This window comes from Brevundimonas sp. AVps23W, from assembly GCF_058681395.1.
Genome location: NZ_CM178738.1, coordinates 1,246,235 through 1,272,255, shown reverse-complemented (window position 1 = coordinate 1,272,255; position 26,021 = coordinate 1,246,235). Strand labels below are relative to the sequence as shown.

Below are 26,021 nucleotides of genomic sequence, written 5' to 3'. Positions count from 1 at the left end.
GCGGGGATTCGCTCGCCCCGCATGGCGATATGACGCGCGAACGACTAGGTTGGCGGCCATGAACATGCACGTCCCCTCCCCCTCGCCCGAACGCCGCCCCATCGCGGTGCGGCTGGCGACGCCGCGCGGCTTCTGTGCGGGCGTGGACCGGGCGATCCAGATCGTCGAACGGGCCATCGAGAAGTTCGGCGCCCCCGTCTATGTGCGCCACGAGATCGTTCATAACCGCCATGTGGTCGAGCGGCTGAAGGCCATGGGGGCTGTGTTCGTCAAGGAACTGGACGAATGCCCGGACGACCGGCCGGTCGTCTTTTCCGCCCACGGGGTGCCCAAGTCGGTGCCCGCCAACGCCCAGGCGCGCCAGCTTCTATTCCTCGACGCCACCTGCCCCCTGGTGTCCAAGGTCCATGTCGAGGCCGAGCGTCATCATGCCGCAGGACGCCACATCATCCTGATCGGCCACGCCGGCCACCCCGAGGTGATCGGCACCATGGGCCAGTTGCCGCCGGGCGCCATCAGCCTGATCGAGACCGAGGCCGACGCCGAATCGTTCGAACGCCCCGGCGACGCCCCCCTGGCCTATGCGACCCAGACCACCCTGTCGGTCGATGACACGGCGGGCATATTGAAGGTGCTGAAGCGGCGCTTCCCCGAACTGCCCGATCCGCACAAGGAAGACATCTGCTACGCCACCACCAACCGCCAGGACGCGGTCAAGGTGCTGGGCGAGGGCTGCGAACTGGTGCTGGTGGTCGGGTCCAAGAACTCGTCCAACTCGGCGCGGCTGGTCGAGGTGGCGATGCGCGCCGGCGCCCGCGACGCCCGGCTGGTCGATGACGCCTCCCAGGTGGACTGGAGCTGGTTCGACGGGGTTCAGACGGTGGGCGTCACCGCCGGCGCCTCGGCCCCCGAGCCGCTGATCGCCGCCCTGGTGGACGCCATCGCCGAACGGTTCGACGCCACGGTCACCGAGGACGGCGGCGCGCGCGAGACCGTGACCTTCAAGCTGCCTCGGCTGTTGACGACCTGAACGCGGGCGTCAGCGGCAGGGTGATACGGAACAGGCAGCCGCAGCCAGGGCTGCTCTCGACCTCGATCTTCCCGCCCATCAGCCGCGTCAGGCCACTGGCTGCGGTCAGGCCCAGGCCCAGGCCCTCTGCCTTGCGGGTTCTGCTGTCATCGCCCTGGGCGAATGGATCGAACAGGACGGCGACCTCGGCTGCGGTCATCCCGGGCCCCGTGTCCTGAACCTCGAAGGTCAGGCCATTGCGGTCCAACGCCCGCACGATCACCTCGCCCGAGGCGGTGAATCGGATGGCGTTGTGGACCAACGCCCCCAGCAGTTTCTCCAGGTGGACGGCATCGCCCAGCCACTCGCCCTCGACCGTCTCGACCCTCAGCGACAGCCCCTTTGCGGCCGCCGCAGCGCGATGACCATCGTAAAGATCGCGCAGCAGACCGCCGGGTCGGAAAGGACGTTCGTCCAGCGTCACCGCCCCATCGCCCAACCTGACGACGTCGAGCAGATCCTCGATCAGCCTCAGCTGCCGATGTCCGGACTCCTTCAGGATGTCCAGACGCTCTTGCTGGCGTGGCGTGAGGGCGTCATGGCCGAGGATCTCCGCCATGCCCAGGACGCCGTTCAGCGGCGTCCGCAACTCGTGACTGATGTTGGACAGGAAGCGACTCTTGGCCGCGTTCGCCGCCTCGGCGCGTTCCAGCGCGGCAGACAGCGCCGCCTCCGACGCTCGCAAGCGACGCATGTCCGTCAGCATCCGCCACATCAACAGACCCCCACAGGCCGCCAGCAGCCCGATCATCAACAGCAGCAGCGGCAAGGCATGGGTCAGAATTCGATAGCCGGGTCGATCCGGCGTCCAAGCGACCTGACCGAGAAGCGCGCCATTGATGTCGAGGATCGGTACGCCTGTCATGCCCTTCGGGATCTGGGTTCCAGGCAGAAAACGCGCGTCTGTCTTGCCCATTCGGGCGCGAACCCACTCCACCTCGGTGTCAAACGGCTTGAACGTGGCGACCATGGAATCGCTGCCGGGCGTCAGCCCCGTCGAAGTGTGACGCACCACGGTCGAAACCGCGACCACATAGACGACGCCGTCCACTCTGACGAAGCCCGACTTGATCACGGCTGCCGCCCGTCCATGCGCCGAACGATCACGTTTGGAGGCCTCAGCGGCCAGTTGGTCAATCAGGGGGCGGACAGCCCGCGCCATGGGATGGGCCTCATTGGCGTGCGGAGGCCCATCGACGTGATTAGCCCGCAGCAGGCGGCCCGAAGGGCTATAGCTCAGGGCGGCGACGTGCCCGTGTCGGGCGGTTAAGGCGCCGCCCACGGTCCTGTCGAACCATTGCGAGGCAGTCGGCGCACTCAGTTCGCGCACGGCCTCGTCCCAGATCGCCACCAGCGCCAGATCCTCGCCAGCGGCTTCCGGCGAACGAGCCAGCCTGAGACCGACCATCGCCTGATCGCGCGCGCGTTGGTGATCGTCGATGCCCTTGCTGACGATGCTCAGCACACCGATCATGCCGATCACGACCGCGAGCATGAGAACGCCGACGATCCGGAACCCGTTCACATCTGACTTCACGCGACGCCCCCGTTCATAGGCCTCAAAGCTTAGCCAGGAGGACACGAAAGGCCGTTAACGGTTCGATACGGGTTTTTGCCTAGTCGCCGACGAAATCCTGAGCGAACTCGGGCGCATCGTCATCAACGGCGGGACCTTCGTCGTCGGCCGCGTCGGTCCGACCCGGATCAGGCAGTTCGAACCCGACCGGCAGCGACAGATCCAGCAGGCCGGCGGCCTTCATCTCCTGCACGCCGGGAAGATCATACAGACTGGCCAGGCCGAAATGCTCCAGGAACCGGTCGGCGGTGGCGTAGGTGACGGGCCGACCCGGCGTGCGCCGACGCCCCCTCAACCGGACGAACCCCATCTCCAGCAGCAGGTCCAGCGTGCCCTTCGACAGGGTGACGCCGCGCACGCTTTCGATCTCGGCGCGGGTGACGGGCTGGTGGTAGGCGATGATGGCCAGGGTCTCGAGCGCGGCTCGGGACAGGCGGCGCGGCTCCTCGCGCTCCGCGGTCATCATGAAAGCCAGGTCCGCAGCGGTGCGGAACCGCCAGCGATCGGCGACGCAGTCCAGTTCCACCCCTCGCCCCTCGTACCGGGCGCGGAGACCCGACAGGGCGCGGGCGACATCGGCGTTCTCGGGCAGGCGGGCGGCGATCTCGGCGGCGCTCAACGGCCCGGCGGCGGCGAACAACAGGGCCTCGACCCGGCGCTCGATCTCGGCCTCGTCGGGTTGGAAGGAGAGGTCAGACATCTAATCTGCTCCCAAACCCGTCATCCTCGCCCTTGTGGCGAGGATCCATACTCCCGGTGCGGCCGCAGAGTGCGCCATCGCCAAAACCGGGCGTATGGATCCTCGCCACAAGCCCTAGGATGACGGCAATGATGGGGGAACCAGCAGTCTTCACGGCGTCAGCTCCAACGGATGCCCGCCGCCCCGCCGCTTCAGATACAGGTCCGCGAACGGCGCGGTCTGGCGGATGTCCATCGCCCCCTCCTTCACCAGCTCCAGGCTGGCCGACAGGGTCGAGGCGGTATAGCTGGCCTGGCTGGGACCGTCCGCGTCGTCGCGATGGGGCGCCACCTGATCCAGCGGGGTCCAGTCGGCGAGACGGGGCATGATCTCGCGCAGCCAGTCGCGCGCCGCCTCCAGCGGAAAGGCCTCGACCCGCTGTCCGGGCGAATAGCGCCGCGACTCCTCGCGCCGGCGCTGGGTCACATAGGCGTTCATCAGGTCGTACAGGCTGGCGTCGATCCGGTCGGACGGGACGATCACCGTCGCCTCGGGGTCGCCTCGAGTAAAGACGTCGCGCTTCAGCTGGGGCCGCGCCATCAACTGATCAACGGCTTTCCGCATGGCCTCCAGCTTCTGCAGTCGGAAGGCCAGGGCGGCGGCCATGACCTCTGCAGGCGGCTCCTCGCCCTTATCCTTTTCGGTGCGCGGCAGTAGCAGGCGGGACTTCAGATAGGCCAGCCACGACGCCATCACCAGGTAGTCGGCCGCCAGGGCGAAGTTGCGCCGCCGCGCCTCGTGCACAAAGGCCAGATACTGTTCCGCCAACCGGGTGATCGACAGTTTCAGCAGATCGACCTTCTGTGTCCGCGCCAGGGCCAAGAGGACGTGCAGCGGCCCCTCATAGCCGTCCAGATCGACGACAAAAGCCTCGCGCTCCTCGACCTCGGCGGCGGCGCTGAAATCCAGATTGGGCTGAAAGGCGTCGGTCACAGCACCACTTCGCAGCGATCAAACCGGATAGGAACAGGATGAGCGGGATCGACTTCGTTGAAGAGAGCGAGCTTTTCTTTGAGGCGGTCGAAAAGCAGCAGGTCGCAGATATCGACCTCGCCTGTTCGAGCCAACCAGCTCACGATCGAAAAATACTCGGTGAACGACTGCGGACTGACCATCCGAGCCATCGCCCCCTCGAACCCATCCACTCCAGAGCCCTCGAATATCCACGCCGCCGCCACATGTGGATGGCCCGAGCGCGTGTAAATGTCATGATAGGCATCCAGCCTCTGCTCGATAGGCAGCGACTTATAAAAGGCGTCGCGCTGAGCAGGCGGTAGCGTGTTCCCTTGTTGGTACGCTGATGAAGGGGTTGGGCAGCCGCCAAGCCTCTGGCAGGGCAGCACAACGCAGCCGGCAAGAAGCACTAGGCATATTCCCGCCGAGAAAACCCTACCGAACGGCCTCAAGCCTGCGCCTCCCCCACGTCCGGCCCCTTGGCGGCATCTGTCTTGCCCGCCATCGCCCGGAAGAAGCGTTCGTGGGCTGCGACCGGATCCAGCGGCTCCGGCGTTCGAACAATGCGGGCCAGGGCCGCCTCGGCGCGGCGAAGCGCACCGCCCTTCAGCGAGCCGACGCCCTCGGCCACCTGACGCATCTCGTTCATGTCGCCGTTCCAGTGGATGACGACGTCACATCCGGCCTTCAGCGCCTTGTGCGCCCTCTGGGTCAGACTGCCGGACAGGGCGTTCATCACCAGATCATCCGACAGCAGCAGACCGCCGAAGCCCAGACGCTCGCGGATCAGCCGGATCGCCTTCTTCGACTGGGTGGCGGGGCGTTTTGGGTCGATGGCGGTGAAGACGATATGCGCCGTCATGCCGATCGGCATGTCGGACAGGGCTTTGAACGGGGCGAAATCCCAGGCGTCCAGCGTCTCAAGATCGGCATGGACCGTCGGAAGGTCCTTGTGGGTGTCGGCGAAGGCGCGACCGTGCCCCGGCATATGCTTGATGCAGGGCAGAACCCCGCCGGCCAGCAGCCCCTCCGCCGCCGCACGGCCCAGCAGGGCGACGGTCTGAGGATCGGGGCCATAGGCGCGGTCGCCGATGATGTCGTGGGCGCCGGGCACCGGCACGTCCAACACCGGCAGCAGATCGACGTTGATCCCCACCTCGCGTAGATCGTGCGCCATCAGCCGCGCGCCCAGACGGACCAGATCGCGCGCATCCATCGGGTCGTTCGTCGCCTTCAGATAGGCGTTGCCCGGCGGGTATTTGGGCCAGTGCGGCGGGCCCATCCGCTGGACCCGCCCGCCCTCCTGATCGATCAGGATGGGCGCGTCGGCGTCGCCGATGGCGGCCCGCAGCTCGTCCGTCAGGGCCCGCACCTGTTCCGGGCTGTCGATGTTGCGCCGGAACAGGATGAAGCCCCAGGGACGCGTCTCGGCGAAGAAGGCGCGTTCGTCCTCCGTCAGCCGATGGCCTGCGCAGCCGTAGATCGCGGCGGAGGTCATGTACCCACCCCGCCCGTCACCCTCGGGCTTGTCCCGAGGGCCCACGGTTCAGCAGGCAGATTGCATGAACAGGACGCACGTCCCCTCGCCTCGCCCCGTCGACCGCAATGCGGACGGGTGGGCCCTCGGGACAAGCCCGAGGGTGACGGGAGATCAAAACCCATCACCGAACGATGCAATCCCGTCCGGCGGCCTTCAAGGCGTTGCAGAAGGCCACGGCCCGTTCCCGCGACAGGCCGGTGAAGGTGGTGCGGTACAGGGTCGAGCCGCTGGACGAGGTCACCTCGGTCACGCGCTTCTCGGCGCCCGACGCATATTGGCCGAAGCGGCCGGCGACGGCGGCGTATTCGCGGTCGGCGATCTCGGTCGAGGAGAAGGCGCCAATCTGAACCGAGGCGGAGCCGCCGGCGGCGGCGGGGGCGGTCGGGGCCGGAGCGGCGGGCGTCGGGGCCTCGGCCTTGGGCGCCGGGGTGGCGAGACGGGGCGCGGGGGCGGCCGTCGGCAGGCCCTGGCCGGTCGGAGCGGCGGTCGGCGGCGCGGCCGGACGCGGCTGGGGCGCCTCGGGCGGCGGGGTGAAGGTCACGGGAGCGTCGGTAGTCTCGGCCTCATCGCGATAGACGCGGACACCTGCGGCCGGATCAACCGGCTGGGCGTCGACCGGCGCGGCGGTCTTCATCTCGCCGACGGGCTGGCCCACAGCGGGCGGCGCATCGGTCGAGGCGCGCATGCCGGACCGGTAGAAGAAGATCACCGCGATGATCAGCACCAGCAGGATCACGGCGCTGACGATCAGGGTCACCGGCGGCGACTTGCCCCCGCCCGACCCGACATTGCGGCCGCCGCCGCCGCCGGCGCGCGGATCATAGGAATTGCGGCGGAACGGCAGGTCATCGTCGGTCGGGGGCGTATAGGCGCCCTGGCCGGGTCGGTTATCGTCATCAAAAGACATGGTCGCGCTCCGCCGTTCTGTCCGACGCGGCGAATCGGCGCGTCGAACGGTTAGTCTAACGCCCCGCCGCCGTCTTTCGAATCACAGATCGAGGGCCAGGTCGAGGCTGAACAGTTTCTGGTGGACTTCTATCGCATAGCGGTCGGTCATCCCGGCGATATAGTCGCACACCGCACGGGCCCGGGCCGTCCGGTCCTCGGTCATGGCGGGCACGCTCCACTCCGGCGGCATGACCTCCGGCTCGGCCATGAACAGCTCGAACAGTTGCGACAGCACCCGCCGCGCCTGGCTGCGCGTGCGGTTGACCCGGTAGTGGCGATACATCCGCTCGAACAGGAACTTGCGCAAAATGGCCAGGTCCGCGTGCATCGACCGCGAGAAGTCCACCATGGTCCGTGTCGCCGTGCGCACGTCCTCGGTCGAGCCGATCCGGTCCTCCTCCAGCCGCCGCGCCGTCTCGGCCAGGACGTCCTCGACCATGACCCCGATCATCCGCCGCACGGCCTCGATCCGCAGCATCCGGTCGTCGATGGCGGGCCAGTCACGCCGCACCTGCGCCAGCATCGGCCCGATCAGCGGCACCTGGTCCAGATCCTGAAGCGTGATCAGCCCGGCCTGAACCCCGTCGTCCACGTCGTGGTTGTTATAGGCAATATCGTCGGCGATGGCGGCGCACTGGGCCTCCAGCGAAGCGAAGGTGCCCAGGCGCAGATCCCAGCCCGCCTCCCCGTCCGTCCGGTACGGCCGCACCACCGACCAGGCCGGTTCGTCCAGCCGGTGCAACACCGGGCCATTGTGCTTGATGACCCCCTCGACGGTCTCCCAGCTCAGGTTCAGCCCGTCGAACTGCGGATAGCGGTTCTCCAGCTCGGTCACGACGCGGAAGCTCTGGACATTGTGGTCGAAACCGCCGTGGTCGGCCATCTGGATCACCAGCTCGTCCTCGCCCGCATGGGCGAAGGGCGGGTGGCCCAGGTCGTGGGCCAGAGCGACCGTCTCGGCCAGGTCGTCGTCCAGCCGCAACGCGTGGGCCAGTGAGCGCGCAATCTGGGCCACCTCCAGCGAATGGGTCAGGCGGGTGCGGTAGTGATCGCCTTCATGCGCGACGAAGACCTGAGTCTTCTCTTTCAGACGCCGAAACGCCGTCGCATGGATGATCCGGTCGCGGTCCCGCGCAAAGGCCGTGCGGGTCCGGCTGGGGGGCTCGAAGAAGCGGCGGCCCTTGGTCAGATCGGCGCGTTCGGCGTAGGGGGCGAGAGGTGTCTGGCTCAAGTCATCAACTTTGAGGCTGCTTTGATGCGGGCAGCCCTTTGCGAACGCCCTTGCGCGCCTCATATAGACAGCCGTGAGCACCGTCCAATCCACAGAACCGTCCACACCCGCCTTTACGGTCGCCACGCGCGCGCCGGAGGGCATTGTCCTGGCCGCCAGCGCCGCCAAACGCCTGGCCAAACTGGGCGCGGCCGAGGGCAAGAGCCTGATGCTGCGCGTCGCCGTCGATGGCGGCGGCTGTTCGGGCTTCCAGTATCGGTTCGAACTGGTCGAAACGGCCGAGGACGACGACCTGCGGATCCAGGCCGACGGCCAGACCGCCCTGATCGACCCCGTCTCGGTCCCCTTCCTGAAGAATTCCGAGATCGCCTATGTCGACGAACTGGCCGGCGCCCAGTTCGTGGTCCGCAATCCGAACGCCGCCTCCAGCTGCGGCTGCGGCGTCAGCTTCTCGATCTGACGACACCCCAGACCTGAGAGACCATCGGCTGGGTCGGGCGGATTCTGCGCCGACTTGCAATTAGCCAACACCCTAATTAGGGTAGTTCCTATGAACACCCTGTTCAAAGCCCTGTCCCATCCAGTGCGCCGTCGCATCATCGCCATGCTGCGCGCCGGCCCTCTGGCCTCCGGCGACATCGCCGCCGGCTTCGACATGAGCTGGCCCACCATCACCGGCCACCTCAACGCCTTGAAGGAAGCGGGCCTCGTCAGTCCCGAGCGCGAGGGCCAGACCATCCGCTACCGGCTGGAAATCTCGGCGGTCGAGGAGGCCATGGCCTTTCTGATGGACATCGCCGGAACGGGCGAGGCCGCCGAAGTCTTGCCCGTGGCCCAAAAAGAGCCCCGTCGATGAAAGACCGCCTGTCGCTGCTGGACTATCTGACCCTCGCCGTCTTCGCGATCCAGGCGGCCTTCGCCCTGCACGTCGGCTTCAACGGCCCGACCACGCCGATGCCGATGCACTGGAACGGGGATTGGGAGGTTGATCGGTGGGGCAGCCGGGTCCAGTTCGCGACCTTCCTCGGCTGCATGACCCTGATCGGCTTCATTGCCGTGGCCGGATTGAGCCTGGGCGCCCTGCGCGCCGTATCCCAGGGCGACACCTCGCGCGGTCGTTCCCTGCGGATCGGTCAGGGCATTACCCTGTTCGTCTTCACTACTATCGGCCTGCTGATCAGCTGGGCGGGGCTGGGCAACGCCACGGTCGAGACCGGGCCGGTCGTGACCATGGCGGGGGTGTCGCTGATTCTTCTGGTCCTGGGCGCCTTCCTCGGGCGGGTCGCGCCCAATCCGCTGGTCGGGGTCCGCACGCCCTGGAGCTACAAGAGCCGCCTGGCCTGGGACCGTTCCAACCGACTGGCGGGACGCCTGCTCTTCCTGCTGGGCCTTATCGGCCTGATCGCCGCCCCTCTCGCGCCCCAGCCGCTTGGCGCCCTGTCGCTGACGGGGGCCGCCCTGATCGTCGCCGCCCTGTCGGTCTTCGAGAGCTGGCGCGTCTGGCGCAGCGATCCAGACCGCCAGCCCTTCTGAACCTCATCCAACAAAGGAGACCGCCATGTTGATGCTGACCCTCGCCCTGCTCGCCGGCCCGGTCTCCACCGAGATCGCCCTGCCCGCCCAGCCCGCGCCGCTTCACGGATCCCTGCTGGCGCCCGAGAACGCCAGCGCCGTCGCCGTCATCCTGCCCGGCTCCGGGCCCACGGATCGCGATGGCAACAGCCGGCTCGGCATCTCCAGCGCCTCCTATCGCCTGCTGGCCGAAGGCTTGGCGAGCCAGGGGATCGCGACCATCCGCATCGACAAGCGCGGCGTGGGCGCCAGCGCCGCCGCCGGCGGCCCCGAGGCCGAGCTGCGCTTTGACGCCAATGTCGCCGACGCCCAAGCCTGGGCCGCCGAGGCGGCGGCGCGGGCGGACAAGCCCTGCGCCTGGCTGATCGGCCATAGCGAAGGCGCCCTGGTCGCCCTCAAGGCCGTCGAAGGCGGCGATCCCCCCGACTCCAGCAAGATCTGCGGCCTGGTGCTGCTATCCGGCGCCGGCCGACCTGCGGCTGCGGTGCTGCGCGAGCAACTGGCCTCCCTGCCCGAGCCGCTGAAGACCCAGGCCTACCACGCCTTGAGCGAGCTTGAGGCCGGCCGCACCGTCGCAGATGCGCCGCCCGCCCTGGGCGCCCTGCTGCGCCCGTCGATCCAGCCCTATCTGATCTCCTGGCTGCCGCTGGACCCCGCCGCCCTGGTCGCCGCCTATGACGGGCCGGTCTTCATCGGCCAGGGGACAACCGACATCCAGGTCAGCGTCGCCGACGCCCAAGCCCTGGCCGCCGCCAACCCGCAGGCGACGCTGAAACTCTGGGACGGCGTCAACCACAGCCTGAAGATCGCCCCCGCCGACCGCGACGCCAATCTGGCCGTCTATTCCACGCCGGGCCTGCCCCTGGCGCCGGGCGTGGTCCAGGATGTGGCGGCCTTCATCCAAGCCCGAACGCCGCACTGACGGCTTGCGGCGACAACAGGTCTGGAGCCCAGGCGTCCGCCTCCCTATCTTGGCGCCATGCCTATCGCCCGCCTCTCCTCCCGCGCCCTCATCTCCGTCATGGGCGAGGAGGCCAGGCCCTTCCTGCACAATCTGCTGACCCAGGACGTGGAGACGCTGGGCGAGGGCGAACTGCGGTTCGGCGCCCTGTTGTCGCCGCCTGGCCGGCTGCTGTTCGACCTGTTCATCCTGGGTGAGACCGAGGGGGTTCTGCTGGACGTGGCCGCCGACCGCCGCGACGCCCTGATCCAGCGGCTGTCGATGTACAAGCTCCGCGCCAAGGTCCAAGTCGCCGCCGACGACCGCCCGGTCTTCGCCGCCTGGCCGGATGCGTCCGCCGACTTCATTCCTGACCCCCGCACGGCCCTGATGGGCGGCCGCCTCTATGGCCCGGCTACAGCCGACGCGACCGAGGCCGACTATGACGCCCACCGTCTGTCCGTCGGCGTCCCCGATCCGACCGCCGACGCCCCCCAGGACAAGACCTATCCCATCGAGGCCGATTTCGACCTGCTGAACGGCATCGACTTCCACAAGGGCTGTTTCGTCGGCCAGGAGACCACCTCGCGGATGAAACGCCGGGGCGCGATCAAGAACCGCATGCTGGCCCTGGACTTCGACGGTCCCCCGCTCCCCTTCGGCGCCGAAGTGCTGAAGGGTGAACTGCGCGCGGGCGAGGTGCTGTCGGGCCGACAGAGGTCGGATGGCGGGGGCTCGGCCATGGCCCTGTTGCGCATCGACCGTCTCGACGGCGACCTGACCGTCGAGGGCCGCCCGGTGCGCTTGCGTCGGCCCTCCTGGATGGGCGAGGACGTCCTCCCTTCATCCAAAGCGTGAGCCTCTTCGAGTTCGCTGTTTAACGAGTTGGAGCCGCCTAGGCTTGGGCTCGCGACGTCTTCCCTCTCGCCGAAGCAATTGTAACTGCTCCGATCATGAGTGCGGCCCCTCCGACGATGATCGCGTGAAGCTGAACACGATCCGCTTGGAAAGGGTCCAGCCAGAAAAGCAGCGGGCCTTTGACAAAGGCCGCGCCGTAGACAAGGGCTGCCAGTCCAAAGACCGTCAACAATACGCCAGTCGCCGTTCTCAATTTCATTTTGCTCTCGCGAAGTCTTTAACTTCCATCCACGAGCGCAACATCACATGGAAGCCCGGCATTCGCTACCCTTAGGACATGCAGTCCTTCGCCCGAACACGGCGCTGCCGGCATCTCCGTCAATATGGTCTCCGACGGCCTGCTGCACTCAGTCACCGCGCCCCTCACCCTTCGGCTGCTTCGCGCCGCCCTTCGGGTCGCGCCAGAACGACGGCTTCGCTGCCCGCTCAAGCCCTCTCCCATCGGGAGAGGGAGTTGAACTTGTTCGAACAAACCGGCAACATCCCGCCATGATCGACTCACACGCCTCGGGCCGCTGCGGCTGGTGCGGAACCACCGACCCGCTCTACATCGCCTATCACGACACCGAATGGGGCGTACCGGAACGCGACCCCCGCGCCCTGTGGGAGAAGCTGGTCCTCGACGGCTTCCAGGCCGGCCTCGCCTGGATCACCATCCTGCGCAAACGCGAAGGCATCCGCGACGCCTTCGACGGTTTCGACCCCGAGATCGTCGCCCGCTACGACGAGGCCGACATCCAGCGCCTGCTGGGCGACGCCCGCATCATCCGCTCGCGCGCCAAGATCAGCGCCGCCATCCGCGGCGCCCAGATCTGGCTTGAGATGCGCGAAAACGACGAAGACTTCTCCGAATGGCTCTGGTCCTTCGTCGGCGGCGAACCGATCCACACCCCCTTCGCCGACTTCCGCCAGGCCCCGACCCAGACCGAACAGTCCGTCGCCATGGCCAAGGCCCTGAAGAAACGCGGCTTCAACTTCTGCGGCCCCGTTATCGTCTATGCCTTCATGCAGGCCGTGGGCATGGTCAACGATCACCAGACGACCTGCTTCCGACATGGGGAAGTGCGGGCGATGGGTATTTGACTGCAACGTCTGGATTCAGGCGTCAGGTGATTGACAGGGTTCAACCAAGTACGGACCTTTAGGAGCCGATAGTGGTTGGTCGGATATCCCGTAGGCGGCGTTGAATGATTTCGCTCCCGCTTGACTGAATGTCACCACCCGTCCTTGCGCGCGCTGTGCCCAGCCGCGAACAAGCGCATGACTGAGCATCGCCGCGCCTAACGCACCTCCAAGGTGGTGGCGGCGTTCGCTCCAATCCAAGCAAGTTCGACACAGCGGGCGCCGACCGCGTTCGAGAGCGACAATGTCTATGCCAATTGCAGTAAAGCCAGAGTGGCCATGAGCGGTGAGCACGGGTTGTTCCAAATGCTCAAGCCAGCCTCTGTCTATGAGACTTTGGAACACCAATACGCCCTGTCGCCCGGCCAAGTGGTCGTAACATACGCGCGCAGTTCGCATGGCCAAGTCTCTCGGTCCGGTGCGGACGCGAACGGCTCCGGTTCGTTGGGCCAGCCCCATTAGGGCTTCCAGCACATGCGCCACATCGTGGTCGGCAAGCCGGTAGTATCGGTGCCGACCTTGCCTCTCCATCACCAGAAGCTTGGCGAGGCTCAGTTTGGAAAGATGGCCGCTCGCTGTGGGTAGAGCGACGCCCGCAGCTACAGCAAGTTCGGTCACCGTCAGAGCGCGCCCGTCCATGAGGGCCGTCAGCATATTCGCGCGGGCCGGATCGCCGACCAGCGCAGCCACTTGAGCGATGACAGGTCCGTCCTTCATGATAACCGCCCTGCAGAGATTGCGCACTCTGAGTAGCACGCCTGAGACGAGCATGCTTCGGTCGAGACCGAAGCATGGGCTCTGCGTCCCGCGATAGGATCATGAGGCGCGTATGGAGGCGCTAGGCCATGATCACATGCTTTATTCGTTACGAAATCGACCCGTTCAAAGCGGACGCCTTCGACGCCTACGCTCGCAACTGGGGCCAGGCAATTCCGCGCTGCGGAGCCGATCTCGTCGGATATTTCGGTCCGCACGAGGGCTCGTCCACGACTGCCTACGGCGTCTACAATATCGAGAGCCTTGCCGCTTACGAAGCCTATCGTGCGCGGTTGCGCGATGACCCTCTCGGGCGAGAAAACTACGACTTCGCCAAGCGAGAGAAGTTCATCCAAAAGGAAGACCGCTTGTTCCTGCGTCTGGCCTCGGGGCCGCACGCGCCACTGGCTGTTCGATGATCGCTGTGATTTTCGAGGTTTGGCCCGCCGAAGGTCGGACACAACAGTATCTCGACCTCGCTGCGGCCTTGCGCGATGAACTCGAAACCATCGAAGGGTTCATCTCGATCGAGCGCTTTCGCAGCCTCACTGAGCCCGACAAACTGTTGTCGCTTTCCTTCTTTCGGGACGACACGGCTGTAGCGGCGTGGCGAGAGCGTCCTCGTCACCGCGCAACTCAGGTCAAGGGGCGTGCAGAGGTATTTCGTGACTACCGACTGCGTATCGCGGGCGTTATGCGCGACTACGGCATGAATGACCGAGTACAAGCGCCTGACGATAGTCGAGCCGTTCATCCAGTTTGACGCCTCAATGTCTGCTTCCCACCCCTCTCAGACACACGCGACGACCGCTTTGGGACGTTTGTGATGTCCGGCGTCGCGGCCGTAAAAACGGCTGTCATGGTGAACGATCACCACCACCCCCGCTTCCGTCACACCCCGCTTCGTGCGATGGCGGGCCATGGCTAAAGCCCCCGCGACTCCGAAAGCCTTTCCCACCCTCGCGCTCGAGACCGTGCTGATCCAGCGCGTCAACGGCCCCGTCTGCGGCGTGGACGAGGCGGGGCGCGGACCGTGGGCGGGGCCGGTGTCGGCGGCGGCGGTGATCCTGAACCCCGACGATCTGCCGCCGGGCATCGACGACTCCAAGGCCCTGACTGAAAAGCGCCGCGCCGCACTCGAGCCCGAGATCAAGGCCCGCGCCGTCGCCTGGGGCGTCGGGTTTGCGTCGGTGGAAGAGATCGAGGAACTGAACATCCTGCACGCCACCGGCCTGGCCATGTGCCGCGCCATTGAGGCTCTGTCGGTCCAGCCGGTCGCGGCCCTGGTTGACGGCAACTATCGTTTCAAACTGCCGTGCGAAATCCAGACCGTGGTCGGCGGCGACGGCCTGTCGCTATCCATCGCGGCGGCCTCGATCCTGGCCAAGACGGCGCGGGATCGACTGATGATCGAACTGGACGCCCAATACCCCGGCTACGGCTTCGCCGGACACAAGGGTTACAACGCCCCGGCCCACACGGCGGGCCTCAAGGCGCTGGGCCCCTGCCCCGCCCATCGTCGCAGCTGGACGCCGATCAAGGCCTTGCTGAAAGAGGCCTGAGGCTTCGCCTCATATATGCACCCGCCGAGCAGAGCCCCCATCAGGGCGGCGACGGCGGCGCCGGCGACCATGATCATCCAATACGGCGGCGGGCTCACATTGGGTTCGACATCCGGTTCAGCCGGTTCTACAGGCGTCGCGTCTCGGCGGCCGAAATGCTCGACATTATGGGTATAGAGCCGCGCGCCTTGCTCGGGCCAGACCTTGGCGTCCGGTCGGATGTCTTCCACCGGCTGATCCGTCACCCACGACTTCGGCTCGGCGGCCGGCCGCACGCGATAGTCGTCCTCGCGGGGGGAAATTTCTTGATCTGGGACGGGCGGGCGCATGGTTGATCAACGACGCCCGCCGAGTCGGGTTCCGGTCCATCTGGACCCTGATCAGGCCGCGACCGGCAGTTCGACCGGCCTGTCCGTCACCACGAACAGATGTTCGACGTTCCGCAGCCGCCCCACCTGCCCCACCTTCTCGCCCTTGGGGTTATGAATGCCGATGCGGGCGCCGACGTAGCGGGGATGAGCGATCTCGACGACCTGGACATGACCGCGCGCCGACAGCATCTCCTCCAGCTCGGTCCGGCTCAGATAGCCCTCGTCGTTGAAACTGACGATCAGGTTGGGCGCCTTGATCCGCTCGACCACCGACCGCAGGGCCGGGCCGATGCCGGGCCGGCTGTTGAAGGCGCTCTTGCGGGTCTTCACATCCACCCGCTTGTTGGCGATCCCATAGGTCTCGGGCCGGTCCCACAGCACCAGGCTTTCCCAGCAGTGGTAGTTGGCCAGATAGGAATGCTGATTGTAAGGCGGGTCCAGATAGACCAGGTCCGCCTCCACCTGTTCGGCCATTTCGACCGCGTCGCCCTGCGTCGCGCGGCACGGCGCCCCGACTGCGGGCAGCAGCTCCGGCAGGCGCAGCCCCAGCGGCTTCAGCGCGCGCGGGGCCCATTTTTTCATGTAGGCCATCTGCACCCCGGCCGTGGAATCGACCCGATCCGCCGCCTCCATCAGACTGACCAGGACGACCGCCTTCAGCTCGGGCTCCAGCCCCATGGCCTCGATCCGGTCGCGCATCGCGTCGATCCGCCCGCCATTGTCGGGATGGAAATAGCGGGCGTCGTGGCAGAAGGCCTGGGTGAACCAGCCGGCTTCCGGCCTCACCGTCCGCAATTCCGCCAGCACCGCCTCGGCCCGCTCGACCCAGCGCTCGCGATCCGCCTGGACATAGGCGGTCGCCAGGGTGTGGGCATAGGCGTTGTGGTCGTTGGACCAGACCTGAAACCCCTGCTTCTTCAGCGCATGACCGACCCGCGCCGTGCCCGAAAACAGATCGCAGACCCGCCCGCCCTGCGGCAGAACACCCGTCACCGCAGCCGTCACATGCCCCAGAAGGGCGCGTTTGGAGCCGATATATTTGATCATGCGGTCCGCCGATTCATCCGCGCACACTAGCCGGATCGTACAGCTAAGCCAGAGTCTTGACTTAAGGGCGGCTACCTAGGCCGGCTTCAGCCCTTCTTACGCCCAGCCGTCTTGGCCGCCGGCGCATGGGCCAGACGCAGCAGATTGGCCGCGCCGGGCGCACCGAACGGCGTGCCGGCCAGGATCAGGATCCGCTGCCCCGGCTCGGCCAGCCCGTAGCGCACCGCGCTGTTGACCGCATCATCGGTGACGGCCTCCAGCGAGTCGGGCTGATCGCCCAGACGCGGCTCCAGCCCCCAGACCAGGGCCAGGCGACGCGCCGTATTGGCGTTGGGGGTCAGAACCAGGATCGGCTTCAGCGGCCGCTCGCGCGCCATCCGTCGCGCCGTGCCGCCCAGAGTGGTGAAAACCACCAGACAGCCGGTCGACGGCGCGCTGGCCGCCATGGCCGCCGCCCCGACCAGGGCGTCCACGTCCTGCTCGTCCATGCCGGCGTGTTCGGCGCCCATCAGCTTGGGCCACATCGGGTCGCGTTCGACCCGTTCGATGATCCGGCTCATGATCTCGACGGATTCCAGCGGATAGTCGCCCGACGCCGTCTCGGCCGACAGCATCAGGGCGTCAGCGCCCTCATAGACCGCATTGGCGACGTCGGTCGCCTCGGCGCGGGTCGGGGCCGGGGCGCTGGTCATGGATTCCAGCATCTGGGTCGCCACGATCACCGGCACGCCGCGGTTACGGGCCGCGCGCACGATCTGCTTCTGCGCCACCGGCACGTCCTCGGGGTCCAGCTCGACGCCCAGGTCGCCGCGCGCCACCATGACTCCGTCGCAATAGTCGAGAATGGCCTCCAGATCGGCCAGGGCCGCCGGCTTCTCGATCTTGGCCAGGCAGGCCGCCTGACCGTTCACGATCCGCTTCAGCTCGGCCATGTCCTCGGGCTTCTGCACGAAGCTGAGCGCCACCCAGTCCACGCCCTGACGCAGGGCGAAGGCCAGATCCTCGCGGTCCTTGGGGGTCAGGGCCGAGACGGGGATGACGGCCTCGGGCACGGCGACGCCCTTGCGGTCCGACAGTTTGGTGCCGCTTTCGACCGTGACATCGGCCCATTCGTCCGTGCGTTCGCCGACGCGCAGCCGCACCCGACCGTCGTCCAGCAGCAGCAGCATGCCGGTGCGCAGGGCCTTGAAGATCTCGGGGTGGGGCATCTGCACCCGGGTTTCGTCGCCGGGCGTCGGGTCCAGGTCGAACCGCATCTTGTGACCCGGCTTGACGGCGATCTCGACGTCTTTGAACCGCCCCAGCCGCAGCTTGGGCCCTTGCAGGTCGGCCAGCACGCCCAGCGGACGCTGAAGCGCCATCTCGGCGCCGCGCACGGCCTTCAGGGCCGCCGCGTGATCTTCGTGCGTGCCGTGGCTGAAGTTCAGGCGGAAGACGTCCACCCCGGCCTGGGCCAGGGCCTTGACCGTGCCGGGGGCGCGGCTTGCAGGCCCCAGGGTCGCGACGATGCGGGCGCGGCGGGCTCTGTTCATGGGGGACGCTTCCTGTTGGTTTCTGGGTCGTCCGGCTTCGAGAATTCAAGCCTAGGACGATTTGCCCCCTTCTGCCGATGAAACTGTCCCGACGTAAGGCCACGGCCCCGCTGGGAAACACGAGTTTACGGGTCCGAAACAGGAGTTTATCTCGCCGGCGTCGTCTCCGTCGCCGGACAATCGGCCACAGCGAAGCCGTTCAGATCGATGCAGCGCCCTTCAACCTTGGGCGTCGCCACCCCCATGACATGCGCCAGGGTTGGGGCGATGTCGATGGTGCGGATCGGCAGGAACCGCTCTTCGCCGGTTGCGCCCGGCCACCAGAACAGGATCGGCACGCGACGGTCATACTCCCACGGCGTGCCATGCCCGGCCAGGGTCGAGCCGACCCGACCGCCGGCCGTGACGTTCTGAGCCCAGGCGAACTGAATGTCCGGCGAGCGCTCAGCCACGGTCGACAGACGCATCCGCTCGCGCAGGCTCATCATCTCCGGCTGGCGGCTGTCCGGCAGGGGCTCAGCCAGCAGACGGTCGCGCGTCTCGGCGAAGGCCACGTCCGGCAGGGCGCGCAGCATCTCGACCGCCGCCTCCGCCACCTGGGTCCGCAGCGGGTCAGGCAGAGACCTGTGCTGAACGTCGGCGACCATCAGGCCGCTGCCCCCGGCCTGAAGCGGATCGGCCGTCAGTTTGAACCGGGCCTTCAACGCATCGTTCACGCCCTGGATCGCGGCCATGTCGGCGCGGCGGGCATGGGGATAGCCGTGGTCGTGCAGCCGTTCGACGAAGTCCGAACCACCGTGGTCGGCCGTCAGCACCACCAGGGCGCCGCCCGGAACCTGGGCCAGTCGATCCAGGAACTCGCCCAGGGCCGCATCAAGCCGCAGCATCTGTTCGCACATCTCCGGCCCCTGGGTGCCGTACATGTGGCCGATCCGGTCCGTGGCCGACAGACTGACGCCCAGCATGTCGGTCGCCGCCCCCTGCCCCAGCTTCTGGGTGTCCAGCAGATATTCGGCGGCGTGCAGCGTCTCCTCGTCCAGCATCGGCGAGGTGTCGAACTTCAGCCCCGCCGGCGGCAGGGTCGAATGGAAGGTCTGGCCGCGAATGGTCCAGTCGCCGGCCAGCGCGCGGCACTGGTCATCCGTGTAATCCCAGGCGACCGGCGCCAGGCTCATGCCCAGGCGGAAGTCGCGATTGAAGTCCGCGACCGGCGCCAGCTTGGCCTGCGCCGTCTCGCCCGGCTCGACATAGGTGGTCAAGCCGAAGCCCTCAGTGAACCAGAAGGCCTGGCCCTGATGGCCGGCCAGGTTGATCGCGCCCCGGTCCTTGCCCGACACGGCGACGACCTTGCTCTGCGGGCTGACGGCCTTCAGCCAGTCGCCCAGGGTCGTGGCGCGCAGTTGCTCCGGCCCGACCGGGCCGTTGTCCACATCGTCACGACCGTTCGCCAGATGGTTGGCGGGCGCGGCCAGGCAATAGACCTCCTTGCCGGTCTTGCCGTCGATCCAGTCATTGGCCGGAATACCGGTCTCGGACGGATGCATACCGGTCAGGACGGTCGAGTGGCCGGGGCAGGTCTCTGTCAGGCCGTGGGTTTGATAGCCGTTGATCGACACCAGTCCCTGGTCCGCCATCCGCCGCAGGCCGCCGGTGTAGCGGCCGCGATACTGGTCGAACAGATTGGCGCTGAACTGATCCACCACGATGGTCACGATCAGCTTCGGCGGCGTCAGGGCCGCGCGCGCAGTCTGCGGAACGGCCGCCTGCTGCGCCGCAGTCTGGGCCATGGCCGGAAGGGCGGCGGCTCCCATCGAAAGGGCGGCCAGGGCCGCAACCGTGGTGCGCGACAGTGACATGGGCTTACTCCGATTACAGGTTTGGCGCTGTACGGGCCGGCGATGGCAAACGCATGACAGCGGGCCGGTCGTGAGGTCAGTGAGCGGGCGCGGGCCGCAGCCGCCCCAGTTGATGAACCAGCAGGGCGATCACCCCGCCCACGATCACGCCGATGACGGCTGACCCGAACGCCGTCACCAGCCAGCTGACCAGGCCGTGCAGAGGCCCCGTCGCGGCTCCGATCCCGTGGGCCAGATGCTCCAGCGGCTCGGCCGGCCAGTGCAGGCCCAGCGTATGGGTTCCGTGAACCAGAATGCCGCCGCCGACCCACAGCATCGCCGCCGTGCCGATGACCGACAGGGCGCTCATCACCACCGGCATGCCCTTGACCAGGCCCCGTCCCAGGGCGCGCACTCCGCCGTTGGGCCGCTCGGCCAGGTGCAGGCCGATGTCGTCCATCTTCACGATCAGGCCGACGACGCCATAGACGGCGACGGTCATGGCGACGCCGACCACCGCCAGGATGGCGGCCTGGGTCACGATAGGCTGGATCGAGACGTCGGCCAGGGCGATGGCCATGATCTCGGCGGACAGGATCAGGTCCGTCCGCACCGCGCCGGCCACCGTCGCCTTTTCCAGCGACGCAGGATCGCCCTCGGCGGCGGCCTCTTCTTCATGGCCGGCGTGCCCGAAGGCCTCCATCAGCTTCTCGGCGCCCTCGAAACACAAATAGGCCCCGCCGCACATCAGGATCGGCGTGATGGCCCAGGGGGCGAATGCGCTCAGCAACAGCGCCGCCGGCAGGATCAACAGCAGCTTGTTGCGGAACGATCCCACGGCGATCTTGCCTATGATCGGCAGTTCGCGGCTGGGCGACAGGCCGGTGACGTAGCGCGGCGTCACCGCTGCGTCGTCCACCACGACCCCGGCGGCCTTGGTCGAGGCCTTGCCCGCCGCAGCCCCGACATCATCGATCGACGCCGCCGCCATCTTGGCGATCCCCGCCACATCGTCGAGCAGGGCGATCAGACCGGAAGGCATGCGGAAATCCTAGGGTTGCACCGCAACAGACGGCACGCTCTCGCTAGGGCGCGCCGCCCGTTTTGTCGAGCGTATCCGCACAAAGGCGAAAGCCCCGCCGGCGAACCGGCGGGGCTTCCTTTTCGAACGCATTTCCGATGTCGATTTTTCTTAGAACTTACGGCCTACCCCCACGGAAACGACCCACGGGTCCAGATCCACATCGCTCTTCAGAGCGCCGTCATTGACGTCGGCGTCGACACTGACCCACACCTTCTTGACGTCGAGGTTGAGGCTCCACGGTCCCTGAATCCCGATATCGGCGCCCACCTGCATGGCGTAGCCAAAGTTGTCATCCAGATCGACCTTGAAGCCGTTCTTGTCGTCACCGCTGTAGAACAGCATGTAGTTGATGCCCGCGCCGACATAGGGGCTGAAACGGCCCTCGGTCAGCGGACGATATTGCAGGGTCACGACCGGCGGCACGACCCAGGTCTCGTGCACGGCGACGTCCGTGGTTCCGCCTTGGGCGCGGATCTCATGCTTGGTCGTGCCCAGGATGGCTTCGACCGCCAGATGGTCGGTCAGGAAATAGGTGAAGCCCAGGGTCGGCATGACGCTGTCGCCCACATCGACCTTCAGGCCGGAATCGGCGCCGGCGGCGGTGGTGATGGCGTTGTCAGCGTCGGAAAAGACGTCGGTCACGCGTCCAGTGATGATCCAGTCGCCCTTCTTGGGCATTTCCCAAGCGGCAGGGCTCTGCGCGAGGGCCGGCGCGGCGAAGGCGGCGGCGGCGACGGCTGAGAGGATCAGGGTTTTCAGTTTCATCTTGCTCATCCCCGACGCCCGCTGCCGCCTCATGCGACCTGCCCGAGCGTCTTGACGGAGGGAATGCGCCCCCTGCGCGGGTCCGGCCTTGATCCAGCGCAAACCCATGCAGGGGTTGGACAATCTGTCCAATCAGACCACGCGGGCGTGCCGCTTCTCTATATCTACTGCGCCAGGATCGAAGGCGGCGCAGATCGCGCGCACGAACGGCCGCCCCAGGTCCGTGACCGTCACCACCGACCCGCTGACCTCGGCCAAGCCGTCCAACTGGAACTGCAGCAGCCGGGGCCAGGCCGGATCGACCTCGCTCAGGGCTCGCCCGTGTCGGCTGGCCGTCGCGGCGACATCCACGGCGAAGTCGCACATCAGCCGTTCGATGATCTCGCCCACGAAGGCGTCGCGCGGATCCAGCGCCACGCCCCGCGCGACCGGCAGGTCGCTGGCCTCGACGGCGGCGCGCCATTCGCGCTCCTGCGTCAGATTCTGAACAAAGCCCTGCGGCGTGCGGCTGATCGACGACGCCCCCAGCCCGATCAGCACCGGGGCCTCGTCGGTCGTATAGCCTTGGAAGTTGCGACGGAGCCGGCCGGCCCGCGCGGCGGCGGCCATGGAGTCGTGCGGCAGGGCGAAATGGTCCAGCCCTACTGCCTGCCAGCCCTTCTGCACCAGATACCGCGCCGCCGCCTGGCTCTGGGCGAAGCGCGCCTCGGGCCCCGGCAGGTCGGCCTCGTTGATCAACTTCTGGTGCGGCTTCATCCACGGCACGTGGGCATAGCCGAACAGGGCGATCCGGTCGGGCCGCAGCGTGGCGACCTGGGCCACAGTGGTGATCACATTCTCGACCGCCTGAAGCGGCAGTCCATACATCAGGTCCAGGTTCAGCGAAGTGACGCCCTGCCCCCTCAGCGCCTCGGCCGCCCAGCGGATGGTCTCAAAGGACTCGGGCCGGTTCACCGCCGCCTGAACCTTGGGCGACAGGTCCTGTACGCCCAGGCTGGCGCGACTCAGGCCGATCCGCCCGGCGGCCTCGACCCAGTCCTGGGTCAGGACTTCAGGGTCCAGTTCGGCGGCGATTTCGAAACAGTCGCCCAGGTCGAACCGCGCAGCCAGACCGGCGAACAGCCGCTCCAGTTCTTCGGGGGGCAACATATTGGGCGTGCCGCCGCCCAGGTGGATCGAGCCGACCCGCACCGGGCGACCGATCCACGACAGCACGAGGTCGGCCTCTTTCAGCAGCAGGTCGACATAGCTGCTCATGGCCGAGACCCGGTTCATCGCCCGGGTGTTGCAGCCGCAGTACCAGCACAGCCGCTTGCAGAAAGGGATGTGCAGATACAGCGACACCGCGCGGTCGAGGGGCGCGGCCGACAGCCACGCCCCCCAGTCGGCGGCCCCGACGGCGGGCGTGAACTGCGCCGCCGTCGGATAGGAAGTGTAGCGCGGCGCGTGGGCGTCGTAGCGGGCGATCAGCTCGCGCGTCGTCTGCACGCCGGCCTGGGGCGCGCCGGTTGGGCTAGAGAGGGACATCGCCCTCTTTCGCCGCATCGACCGACAGGCCCTTGTCGCCCTCGTCGAACAGGTGGAACTCGTGCCACAGGCCGTTCAGCACGCCGAACCCGACGGCCAGACCGACACCCAGTATCCAGGAAAAATACCACATGACTTGATGCTCCTTGAGCTCAGTAGAGGTCGGGGTTGGTCTTGAGAGCGGCGGTCGTGCTCCGCCCCCACAGCACGGAATAAACCCAGCTGGTGTAGATCAGGACGATCGGCAGGAAGATCAGCGTGCAGATCAGCATGATGAACAGGGTCACGTGGCTGGAGGACGCGTTCCAGACCGTCAGGCTGGACTGCGGGTCGATCGAGCTGGGCAGGATGAAGGGGAACATCGACAGGCCGACGGTCGAGATGATGCCGACGGTCGACAGCGAGGATCCGCCGAAGGCCAGGGGCGCGGACCGCAGCCACATGCCCGACAGCCCGACCACCGCGCCGACGAAGCCCAAGGTCGGGGCGATCATCATCCACGGATAGCGGCCGTAGTTGTCCAGCCAGGCGCCGGGCGCGGCCTCGACCGTGGTGCGCAGCGGGTTGGAGAAGCCCTGGATGTCCACGACGCCCGTGATCCGGTAGCCGACGCCGCCGACTGCCATATACAGACCACCCGCCGCGAACAGCACCAGGGCCAGGACGCCGGCGATCGTGCCGTACAGACGCGCCCGCTCCAGCACCGGTCCCTTTTCAGCCTTGACCGACAGCCAGGCCGCGCCGTGCAGCACCAGCATGGCGACCGACAGCAGGCCGGCGATCAGGCTGAAGGGGGTGAACAGACCCAGCAGATTGCCGTCGTAGAAGGAGCGCAGATCGCTATCCAGGCGGAAGGGGGCGCCCAGCAGGACGTTGCCAACGGCGACACCGAACACCAGGGCCGGCACGAAGCCGCCGATGAACAGGCACCAGTCCCAGAACGACCGCCACTTGGCCGACTCCCGCTTGGAGCGGTACTTGAACGACACCGGCCGCAGGATCAGGGCCGACAGGACCAGGAACATGGCCAGGTAGAAGCCCGAGAAGCTGACGGCGTAGACGAAGGGCCAGGCGGCAAAGATGGCGCCGCCGCCCAGGATGAACCACACCTGGTTGCCTTCCCAGGTCGCGCCGACGGTGTTGATCACCATCCGGCGCTCTTCATCGGTCTTGGCCACGAAGGGCAGCAGGGCGCCGACCCCCAGGTCGAAACCATCGGTCAGGGAGAAGCCGATCAGCAGAACCCCCAGAAGGGCCCACCAGATCAGGCGAAGGGTTGCGAAGTCGATTGGAAGATCCATTGTCGGATGTCCTAAGTCTTTCTGGGTCAGGCCACGGCGGGCGCGGCGACGGACGTCGCAGGCGTCTCGGGGGCGGTTTCGCCGAAGGTTTCCTGCTCGTGGAACGGGCCCTTCTTGATGGCGTAGAGCATCAGTCGGATCTCAACCACGGCCAGGGCGCCGTACAGGGCGGTGAAGCCGATGATGGTGCCCCACAGCTGCGGCACGGTCAGGGACGAGGCGCCGAGGAAGGTCGGCAGCACGCCTTCGACCGCCCAGGGCTGACGCCCGAACTCGGCCAGGATCCAGCCGAACTCGCAAGCGACCCACGGCAGCGGCAAGACCAGAACAGCCAGACCCAGGAACCAGCGGGTGTCATGCTTACGCACGGTGCAGAGATAGAAGGCCGTGGCGAAGAACAGGATCATGAACATCCCGACGCCGGCCATAATGCGGAAGCTCCAGAACAGGGTCGGCACGTGCGGCACCGTATCCCAGGCCGTCTGCTTGATCAGCTCGGGCGAGGCCATGCGCGGATCGGCGACGTGGCGCTTCAGCAGCAGGCCGTAGCCCAGGTCGCGGCGATGGGTTTCGAACACGCCGCGGGCGACGGGATCGGCCGGGTTGGCCTTGACCTTTTCCAGAGCATCATAGGCGATGACGCCGGATTCGATGCGATCCTCGGCCGTAGCGACCAGTTCGAAGATGCCCTCGACCGGCTTGTCGATGGTGCGGGTGGCGATCAGGCCCATGACCCACGGCACCTGAACGCCGTAGTGGGTTTCGCGGTCCTTCATGCTGGGGATGCCGACCAGGGTCAGACCGGCCGGCGCGGGCTCGGTGTGCCACATGGCTTCCAGAGCGGCGAGCTTCATCTTCTGGTTATCGGTCAGGGCATAGCCGGACTGGTCGCCCAGAACGACGACGGACAGCGAGGCCGCCAGGCCGAAGGCCGAAGCCACGGTCATCGACCGCTTGGCGAAGCCGACATGCTTGCCGCGCAGCAGATAGAAGGCCGAAACCCCAAGCACGAACACCGAGGCGCAGACATAGCCGGCGCTGACGGTGTGGACGAACTTGGCCTGGGCCACCGGATTGAACAGCACGGCCATAAAGTCCGACACTTCCATCCGCATCGAGTCGGGATTGAAGGTGGAGCCGACGGGGTTCTGCATCCAGCCGTTGGCGATCAGGATCCACACCGCCGACAGGTTCGTACCCAGCGCCACCATGAAGGTGACGAACAGGTGCGCCGACGGCTTCAGCTTTTCCCAGCCGAAGAACATCAGCCCGACGAAGGTGGCCTCCAGGAAGAAGGCCATCAGGCCCTCAATGGCCAGAGGGGCCCCGAAGATGTCGCCGACGTAGTGGCTGTAATAGCTCCAGTTCATGCCGAACTGGAACTCCATGGTGATGCCGGTCGCGACGCCCAGCACGAAGTTGATGCCGAACAAAGTTCCCCAGAAGCGGGTAATGGTTCGCCAGATCGGCCGGCGGGTCATCACATAGATCGACTCCATGATGACCAGCATGAACGACAGCCCCAAGGTCAGGGGGACGAACAGGAAGTGATAAAGGGCTGTCAGCGCGAACTGCAGCCTGGATAGGTCGACGACCGCGAGGTCGATCATGGCTTGGGCTCCTCAGCCGCCG

28 protein-coding genes are annotated in these 26,021 nt (G+C 66.9%); 11 read left to right on the top strand and 17 right to left on the bottom strand.

All coding sequences use genetic code 11. From position 1 onward, the window contains the following. The first annotated feature begins 58 nt into the window (after positions 1 to 58). Positions 59 to 1,030: a 4-hydroxy-3-methylbut-2-enyl diphosphate reductase gene (ispH, locus tag ACW177_RS06175; protein ID WP_267515894.1), complete on the top strand. Its 972-nt coding sequence runs from the start codon at positions 59 to 61 to the stop codon at positions 1,028 to 1,030. On the opposite strand, the gene ACW177_RS06170 is transcribed toward ispH, so the two are convergent. The 7 genes from ACW177_RS06170 to ACW177_RS06140 all read right to left on the bottom strand — a co-directional run bounded on the left by ACW177_RS06170 (position 1,002) and on the right by ACW177_RS06140 (position 8,057). Beyond that, the gene (locus ACW177_RS06170; RefSeq protein ID WP_492027727.1) at positions 1,002 to 2,606 is read right to left on the bottom strand and encodes an ATP-binding protein; all 1,605 of its coding nucleotides are present in this window, start codon (positions 2,604 to 2,606) and stop codon (positions 1,002 to 1,004) included. The two genes, ispH and ACW177_RS06170, sit on opposite strands and share 29 nt — an antisense overlap. A 79-nt stretch (positions 2,607 to 2,685) precedes the next feature. After that, on the bottom strand, positions 2,686 to 3,345 hold the full coding sequence (scpB, locus tag ACW177_RS06165; RefSeq protein ID WP_492027726.1) for an SMC-Scp complex subunit ScpB: 660 nt from the start codon (positions 3,343 to 3,345) through the stop codon (positions 2,686 to 2,688). A gap of 150 nt (positions 3,346 to 3,495) precedes the next feature. Continuing rightward, complete coding sequence (locus ACW177_RS06160; protein ID WP_492027725.1) at positions 3,496 to 4,317, bottom strand: segregation and condensation protein A; 822 nt, start codon at positions 4,315 to 4,317, stop codon at positions 3,496 to 3,498. Beyond that, positions 4,314 to 4,748, bottom strand: a complete 435-nt coding sequence (locus ACW177_RS06155; RefSeq protein WP_492027724.1) for a hypothetical protein — start codon at positions 4,746 to 4,748, stop codon at positions 4,314 to 4,316. The genes ACW177_RS06160 and ACW177_RS06155 overlap by 4 nt, the downstream gene beginning before the upstream one ends. Before the next feature lie 38 nt (positions 4,749 to 4,786). Next, on the bottom strand, positions 4,787 to 5,836 hold the full coding sequence (gene nagZ, locus ACW177_RS06150; protein WP_492027723.1) for a beta-N-acetylhexosaminidase: 1,050 nt from the start codon (positions 5,834 to 5,836) through the stop codon (positions 4,787 to 4,789). Positions 5,837 to 5,999: 163 nt separating this feature from the next. Then, entirely contained in the window at positions 6,000 to 6,785 is a 786-nt protein-coding gene (locus ACW177_RS06145) for an SPOR domain-containing protein (protein WP_492027722.1), read from the bottom strand. A gap of 81 nt (positions 6,786 to 6,866) precedes the next feature. Beyond that, positions 6,867 to 8,057 (bottom strand): deoxyguanosinetriphosphate triphosphohydrolase, encoded by a 1,191-nt coding sequence (locus ACW177_RS06140; protein WP_492027721.1) that lies wholly within the window; start codon positions 8,055 to 8,057, stop codon positions 6,867 to 6,869. Positions 8,058 to 8,199: 142 nt separating this feature from the next. On the opposite strand from ACW177_RS06140, the gene erpA reads away from it, so the two are divergent. The 7 genes from erpA to ACW177_RS06105 all read left to right on the top strand — a co-directional run bounded on the left by erpA (position 8,200) and on the right by ACW177_RS06105 (position 12,570). Beyond that, positions 8,200 to 8,517 (top strand): iron-sulfur cluster insertion protein ErpA, encoded by a 318-nt coding sequence (gene erpA / locus ACW177_RS06135; RefSeq protein WP_492028093.1) that lies wholly within the window; start codon positions 8,200 to 8,202, stop codon positions 8,515 to 8,517. A 90-nt stretch (positions 8,518 to 8,607) separates the two neighbouring features. Next, positions 8,608 to 8,913, top strand: coding sequence for a metalloregulator ArsR/SmtB family transcription factor (locus tag ACW177_RS06130; RefSeq protein ID WP_492027720.1), 306 nt, complete (start codon positions 8,608 to 8,610; stop codon positions 8,911 to 8,913). Continuing rightward, positions 8,910 to 9,590 (top strand): SdpI family protein, encoded by a 681-nt coding sequence (locus ACW177_RS06125; RefSeq protein WP_492027719.1) that lies wholly within the window; start codon positions 8,910 to 8,912, stop codon positions 9,588 to 9,590. Before ACW177_RS06130 ends, ACW177_RS06125 begins: the two co-directional genes overlap by 4 nt. 25 nt (positions 9,591 to 9,615) lie before the next feature. Then, a complete protein-coding gene (locus tag ACW177_RS06120; RefSeq protein WP_492027718.1) occupies positions 9,616 to 10,551 on the top strand; it encodes a serine aminopeptidase domain-containing protein in 936 nt (311 codons plus the stop codon). 57 nt (positions 10,552 to 10,608) lie between these two features. Continuing rightward, entirely contained in the window at positions 10,609 to 11,427 is an 819-nt protein-coding gene (gene ygfZ / locus ACW177_RS06115; RefSeq protein ID WP_492027717.1) for a CAF17-like 4Fe-4S cluster assembly/insertion protein YgfZ, read from the top strand. Positions 11,428 to 11,551: 124 nt separating this feature from the next. Further along, positions 11,552 to 11,761 (top strand): hypothetical protein, encoded by a 210-nt coding sequence (locus ACW177_RS06110; protein ID WP_492027716.1) that lies wholly within the window; start codon positions 11,552 to 11,554, stop codon positions 11,759 to 11,761. Between the two features lie 215 nt (positions 11,762 to 11,976). Beyond that, positions 11,977 to 12,570 (top strand): DNA-3-methyladenine glycosylase I, encoded by a 594-nt coding sequence (locus tag ACW177_RS06105; protein ID WP_492027715.1) that lies wholly within the window; start codon positions 11,977 to 11,979, stop codon positions 12,568 to 12,570. Between the two features lie 15 nt (positions 12,571 to 12,585). Here the strand turns inward: ACW177_RS06105 and ACW177_RS06100 are convergent, their stop codons facing one another. Continuing rightward, the gene (locus ACW177_RS06100) at positions 12,586 to 13,326 is read right to left on the bottom strand and encodes an ArsR/SmtB family transcription factor (RefSeq protein WP_492027714.1); all 741 of its coding nucleotides are present in this window, start codon (positions 13,324 to 13,326) and stop codon (positions 12,586 to 12,588) included. Positions 13,327 to 13,454: 128 nt separating this feature from the next. Here ACW177_RS06100 and ACW177_RS06095 point away from each other — a divergent pair, with 128 nt between their 5' ends. From ACW177_RS06095 to rnhB, 3 genes are all read left to right on the top strand, one after another. After that, on the top strand, positions 13,455 to 13,784 hold the full coding sequence (locus ACW177_RS06095) for an NIPSNAP family protein (protein ID WP_267515879.1): 330 nt from the start codon (positions 13,455 to 13,457) through the stop codon (positions 13,782 to 13,784). After that, on the top strand, positions 13,781 to 14,128 hold the full coding sequence (locus tag ACW177_RS06090) for an antibiotic biosynthesis monooxygenase family protein (protein ID WP_492027713.1): 348 nt from the start codon (positions 13,781 to 13,783) through the stop codon (positions 14,126 to 14,128). Before ACW177_RS06095 ends, ACW177_RS06090 begins: the two co-directional genes overlap by 4 nt. A gap of 157 nt (positions 14,129 to 14,285) precedes the next feature. Continuing rightward, entirely contained in the window at positions 14,286 to 14,927 is a 642-nt protein-coding gene (rnhB, locus tag ACW177_RS06085; RefSeq protein WP_492027712.1) for a ribonuclease HII, read from the top strand. 380 nt (positions 14,928 to 15,307) lie between these two features. Here the strand turns inward: rnhB and ACW177_RS06080 are convergent, their stop codons facing one another. The 9 genes from ACW177_RS06080 to ACW177_RS06040 all read right to left on the bottom strand — a co-directional run bounded on the left by ACW177_RS06080 (position 15,308) and on the right by ACW177_RS06040 (position 25,996). After that, positions 15,308 to 16,345, bottom strand: a complete 1,038-nt coding sequence (locus ACW177_RS06080; RefSeq protein ID WP_492027711.1) for a DNA adenine methylase — start codon at positions 16,343 to 16,345, stop codon at positions 15,308 to 15,310. Between the two features lie 86 nt (positions 16,346 to 16,431). After that, a complete protein-coding gene (gene pyk, locus ACW177_RS06075) occupies positions 16,432 to 17,877 on the bottom strand; it encodes a pyruvate kinase (RefSeq protein ID WP_492027710.1) in 1,446 nt (481 codons plus the stop codon). Positions 17,878 to 18,023: 146 nt separating this feature from the next. Beyond that, complete coding sequence (locus ACW177_RS06070) at positions 18,024 to 19,733, bottom strand: alkaline phosphatase family protein (RefSeq protein WP_492027709.1); 1,710 nt, start codon at positions 19,731 to 19,733, stop codon at positions 18,024 to 18,026. A 76-nt stretch (positions 19,734 to 19,809) separates the two neighbouring features. Next, positions 19,810 to 20,754: a DUF808 domain-containing protein gene (locus ACW177_RS06065; protein ID WP_492027708.1), complete on the bottom strand. Its 945-nt coding sequence runs from the start codon at positions 20,752 to 20,754 to the stop codon at positions 19,810 to 19,812. Between the two features lie 150 nt (positions 20,755 to 20,904). Further along, entirely contained in the window at positions 20,905 to 21,570 is a 666-nt protein-coding gene (locus ACW177_RS06060; RefSeq protein ID WP_492027707.1) for an OmpW/AlkL family protein, read from the bottom strand. Between the two features lie 123 nt (positions 21,571 to 21,693). Further along, entirely contained in the window at positions 21,694 to 23,088 is a 1,395-nt protein-coding gene (gene hemN / locus ACW177_RS06055) for an oxygen-independent coproporphyrinogen III oxidase (RefSeq protein ID WP_492027706.1), read from the bottom strand. Continuing rightward, the gene (cydX, locus tag ACW177_RS06050; RefSeq protein WP_492027705.1) at positions 23,075 to 23,221 is read right to left on the bottom strand and encodes a cytochrome bd-I oxidase subunit CydX; all 147 of its coding nucleotides are present in this window, start codon (positions 23,219 to 23,221) and stop codon (positions 23,075 to 23,077) included. The genes hemN and cydX overlap by 14 nt, the downstream gene beginning before the upstream one ends. Positions 23,222 to 23,240: 19 nt before the next feature. After that, positions 23,241 to 24,389 (bottom strand): cytochrome d ubiquinol oxidase subunit II, encoded by a 1,149-nt coding sequence (cydB, locus tag ACW177_RS06045; RefSeq protein ID WP_492027704.1) that lies wholly within the window; start codon positions 24,387 to 24,389, stop codon positions 23,241 to 23,243. A gap of 26 nt (positions 24,390 to 24,415) precedes the next feature. Beyond that, a complete protein-coding gene (locus ACW177_RS06040; RefSeq protein WP_492028092.1) occupies positions 24,416 to 25,996 on the bottom strand; it encodes a cytochrome ubiquinol oxidase subunit I in 1,581 nt (526 codons plus the stop codon). Between the last annotated feature and the right edge of the window lie 25 nt (positions 25,997 to 26,021).

What these genes read in the sequence shown, in the direction of transcription:
- ispH (WP_267515894.1), top strand. Translation starts at nt 59, where the DNA reads ATGAACATGCACGTCCCCTCCCCCTCGCCCGAACGCCGCCCCATCGCG.
- scpB (WP_492027726.1), bottom strand. Translation starts at nt 3,345, where the DNA reads ATGTCTGACCTCTCCTTCCAACCCGACGAGGCCGAGATCGAGCGCCGG.
- nagZ (WP_492027723.1), bottom strand. Translation starts at nt 5,836, where the DNA reads ATGACCTCCGCCGCGATCTACGGCTGCGCAGGCCATCGGCTGACGGAG.
- ACW177_RS06145 (WP_492027722.1), bottom strand. Translation starts at nt 6,785, where the DNA reads ATGTCTTTTGATGACGATAACCGACCCGGCCAGGGCGCCTATACGCCC.
- ACW177_RS06130 (WP_492027720.1), top strand. Translation starts at nt 8,608, where the DNA reads ATGAACACCCTGTTCAAAGCCCTGTCCCATCCAGTGCGCCGTCGCATC.
- ACW177_RS06125 (WP_492027719.1), top strand. Translation starts at nt 8,910, where the DNA reads ATGAAAGACCGCCTGTCGCTGCTGGACTATCTGACCCTCGCCGTCTTC.
- ACW177_RS06120 (WP_492027718.1), top strand. Translation starts at nt 9,616, where the DNA reads ATGTTGATGCTGACCCTCGCCCTGCTCGCCGGCCCGGTCTCCACCGAG.
- ygfZ (WP_492027717.1), top strand. Translation starts at nt 10,609, where the DNA reads ATGCCTATCGCCCGCCTCTCCTCCCGCGCCCTCATCTCCGTCATGGGC.
- ACW177_RS06105 (WP_492027715.1), top strand. Translation starts at nt 11,977, where the DNA reads ATGATCGACTCACACGCCTCGGGCCGCTGCGGCTGGTGCGGAACCACC.
- ACW177_RS06100 (WP_492027714.1), bottom strand. Translation starts at nt 13,326, where the DNA reads ATGAAGGACGGACCTGTCATCGCTCAAGTGGCTGCGCTGGTCGGCGAT.
- ACW177_RS06095 (WP_267515879.1), top strand. Translation starts at nt 13,455, where the DNA reads ATGATCACATGCTTTATTCGTTACGAAATCGACCCGTTCAAAGCGGAC.
- ACW177_RS06090 (WP_492027713.1), top strand. Translation starts at nt 13,781, where the DNA reads ATGATCGCTGTGATTTTCGAGGTTTGGCCCGCCGAAGGTCGGACACAA.
- rnhB (WP_492027712.1), top strand. Translation starts at nt 14,286, where the DNA reads ATGGCTAAAGCCCCCGCGACTCCGAAAGCCTTTCCCACCCTCGCGCTC.
- ACW177_RS06080 (WP_492027711.1), bottom strand. Translation starts at nt 16,345, where the DNA reads ATGATCAAATATATCGGCTCCAAACGCGCCCTTCTGGGGCATGTGACG.
- pyk (WP_492027710.1), bottom strand. Translation starts at nt 17,877, where the DNA reads ATGAACAGAGCCCGCCGCGCCCGCATCGTCGCGACCCTGGGGCCTGCA.
- ACW177_RS06070 (WP_492027709.1), bottom strand. Translation starts at nt 19,733, where the DNA reads ATGTCACTGTCGCGCACCACGGTTGCGGCCCTGGCCGCCCTTTCGATG.
- ACW177_RS06065 (WP_492027708.1), bottom strand. Translation starts at nt 20,754, where the DNA reads ATGCCTTCCGGTCTGATCGCCCTGCTCGACGATGTGGCGGGGATCGCC.
- ACW177_RS06060 (WP_492027707.1), bottom strand. Translation starts at nt 21,570, where the DNA reads ATGAGCAAGATGAAACTGAAAACCCTGATCCTCTCAGCCGTCGCCGCC.
- hemN (WP_492027706.1), bottom strand. Translation starts at nt 23,088, where the DNA reads ATGTCCCTCTCTAGCCCAACCGGCGCGCCCCAGGCCGGCGTGCAGACG.
- cydX (WP_492027705.1), bottom strand. Translation starts at nt 23,221, where the DNA reads ATGTGGTATTTTTCCTGGATACTGGGTGTCGGTCTGGCCGTCGGGTTC.
- cydB (WP_492027704.1), bottom strand. Translation starts at nt 24,389, where the DNA reads ATGGATCTTCCAATCGACTTCGCAACCCTTCGCCTGATCTGGTGGGCC.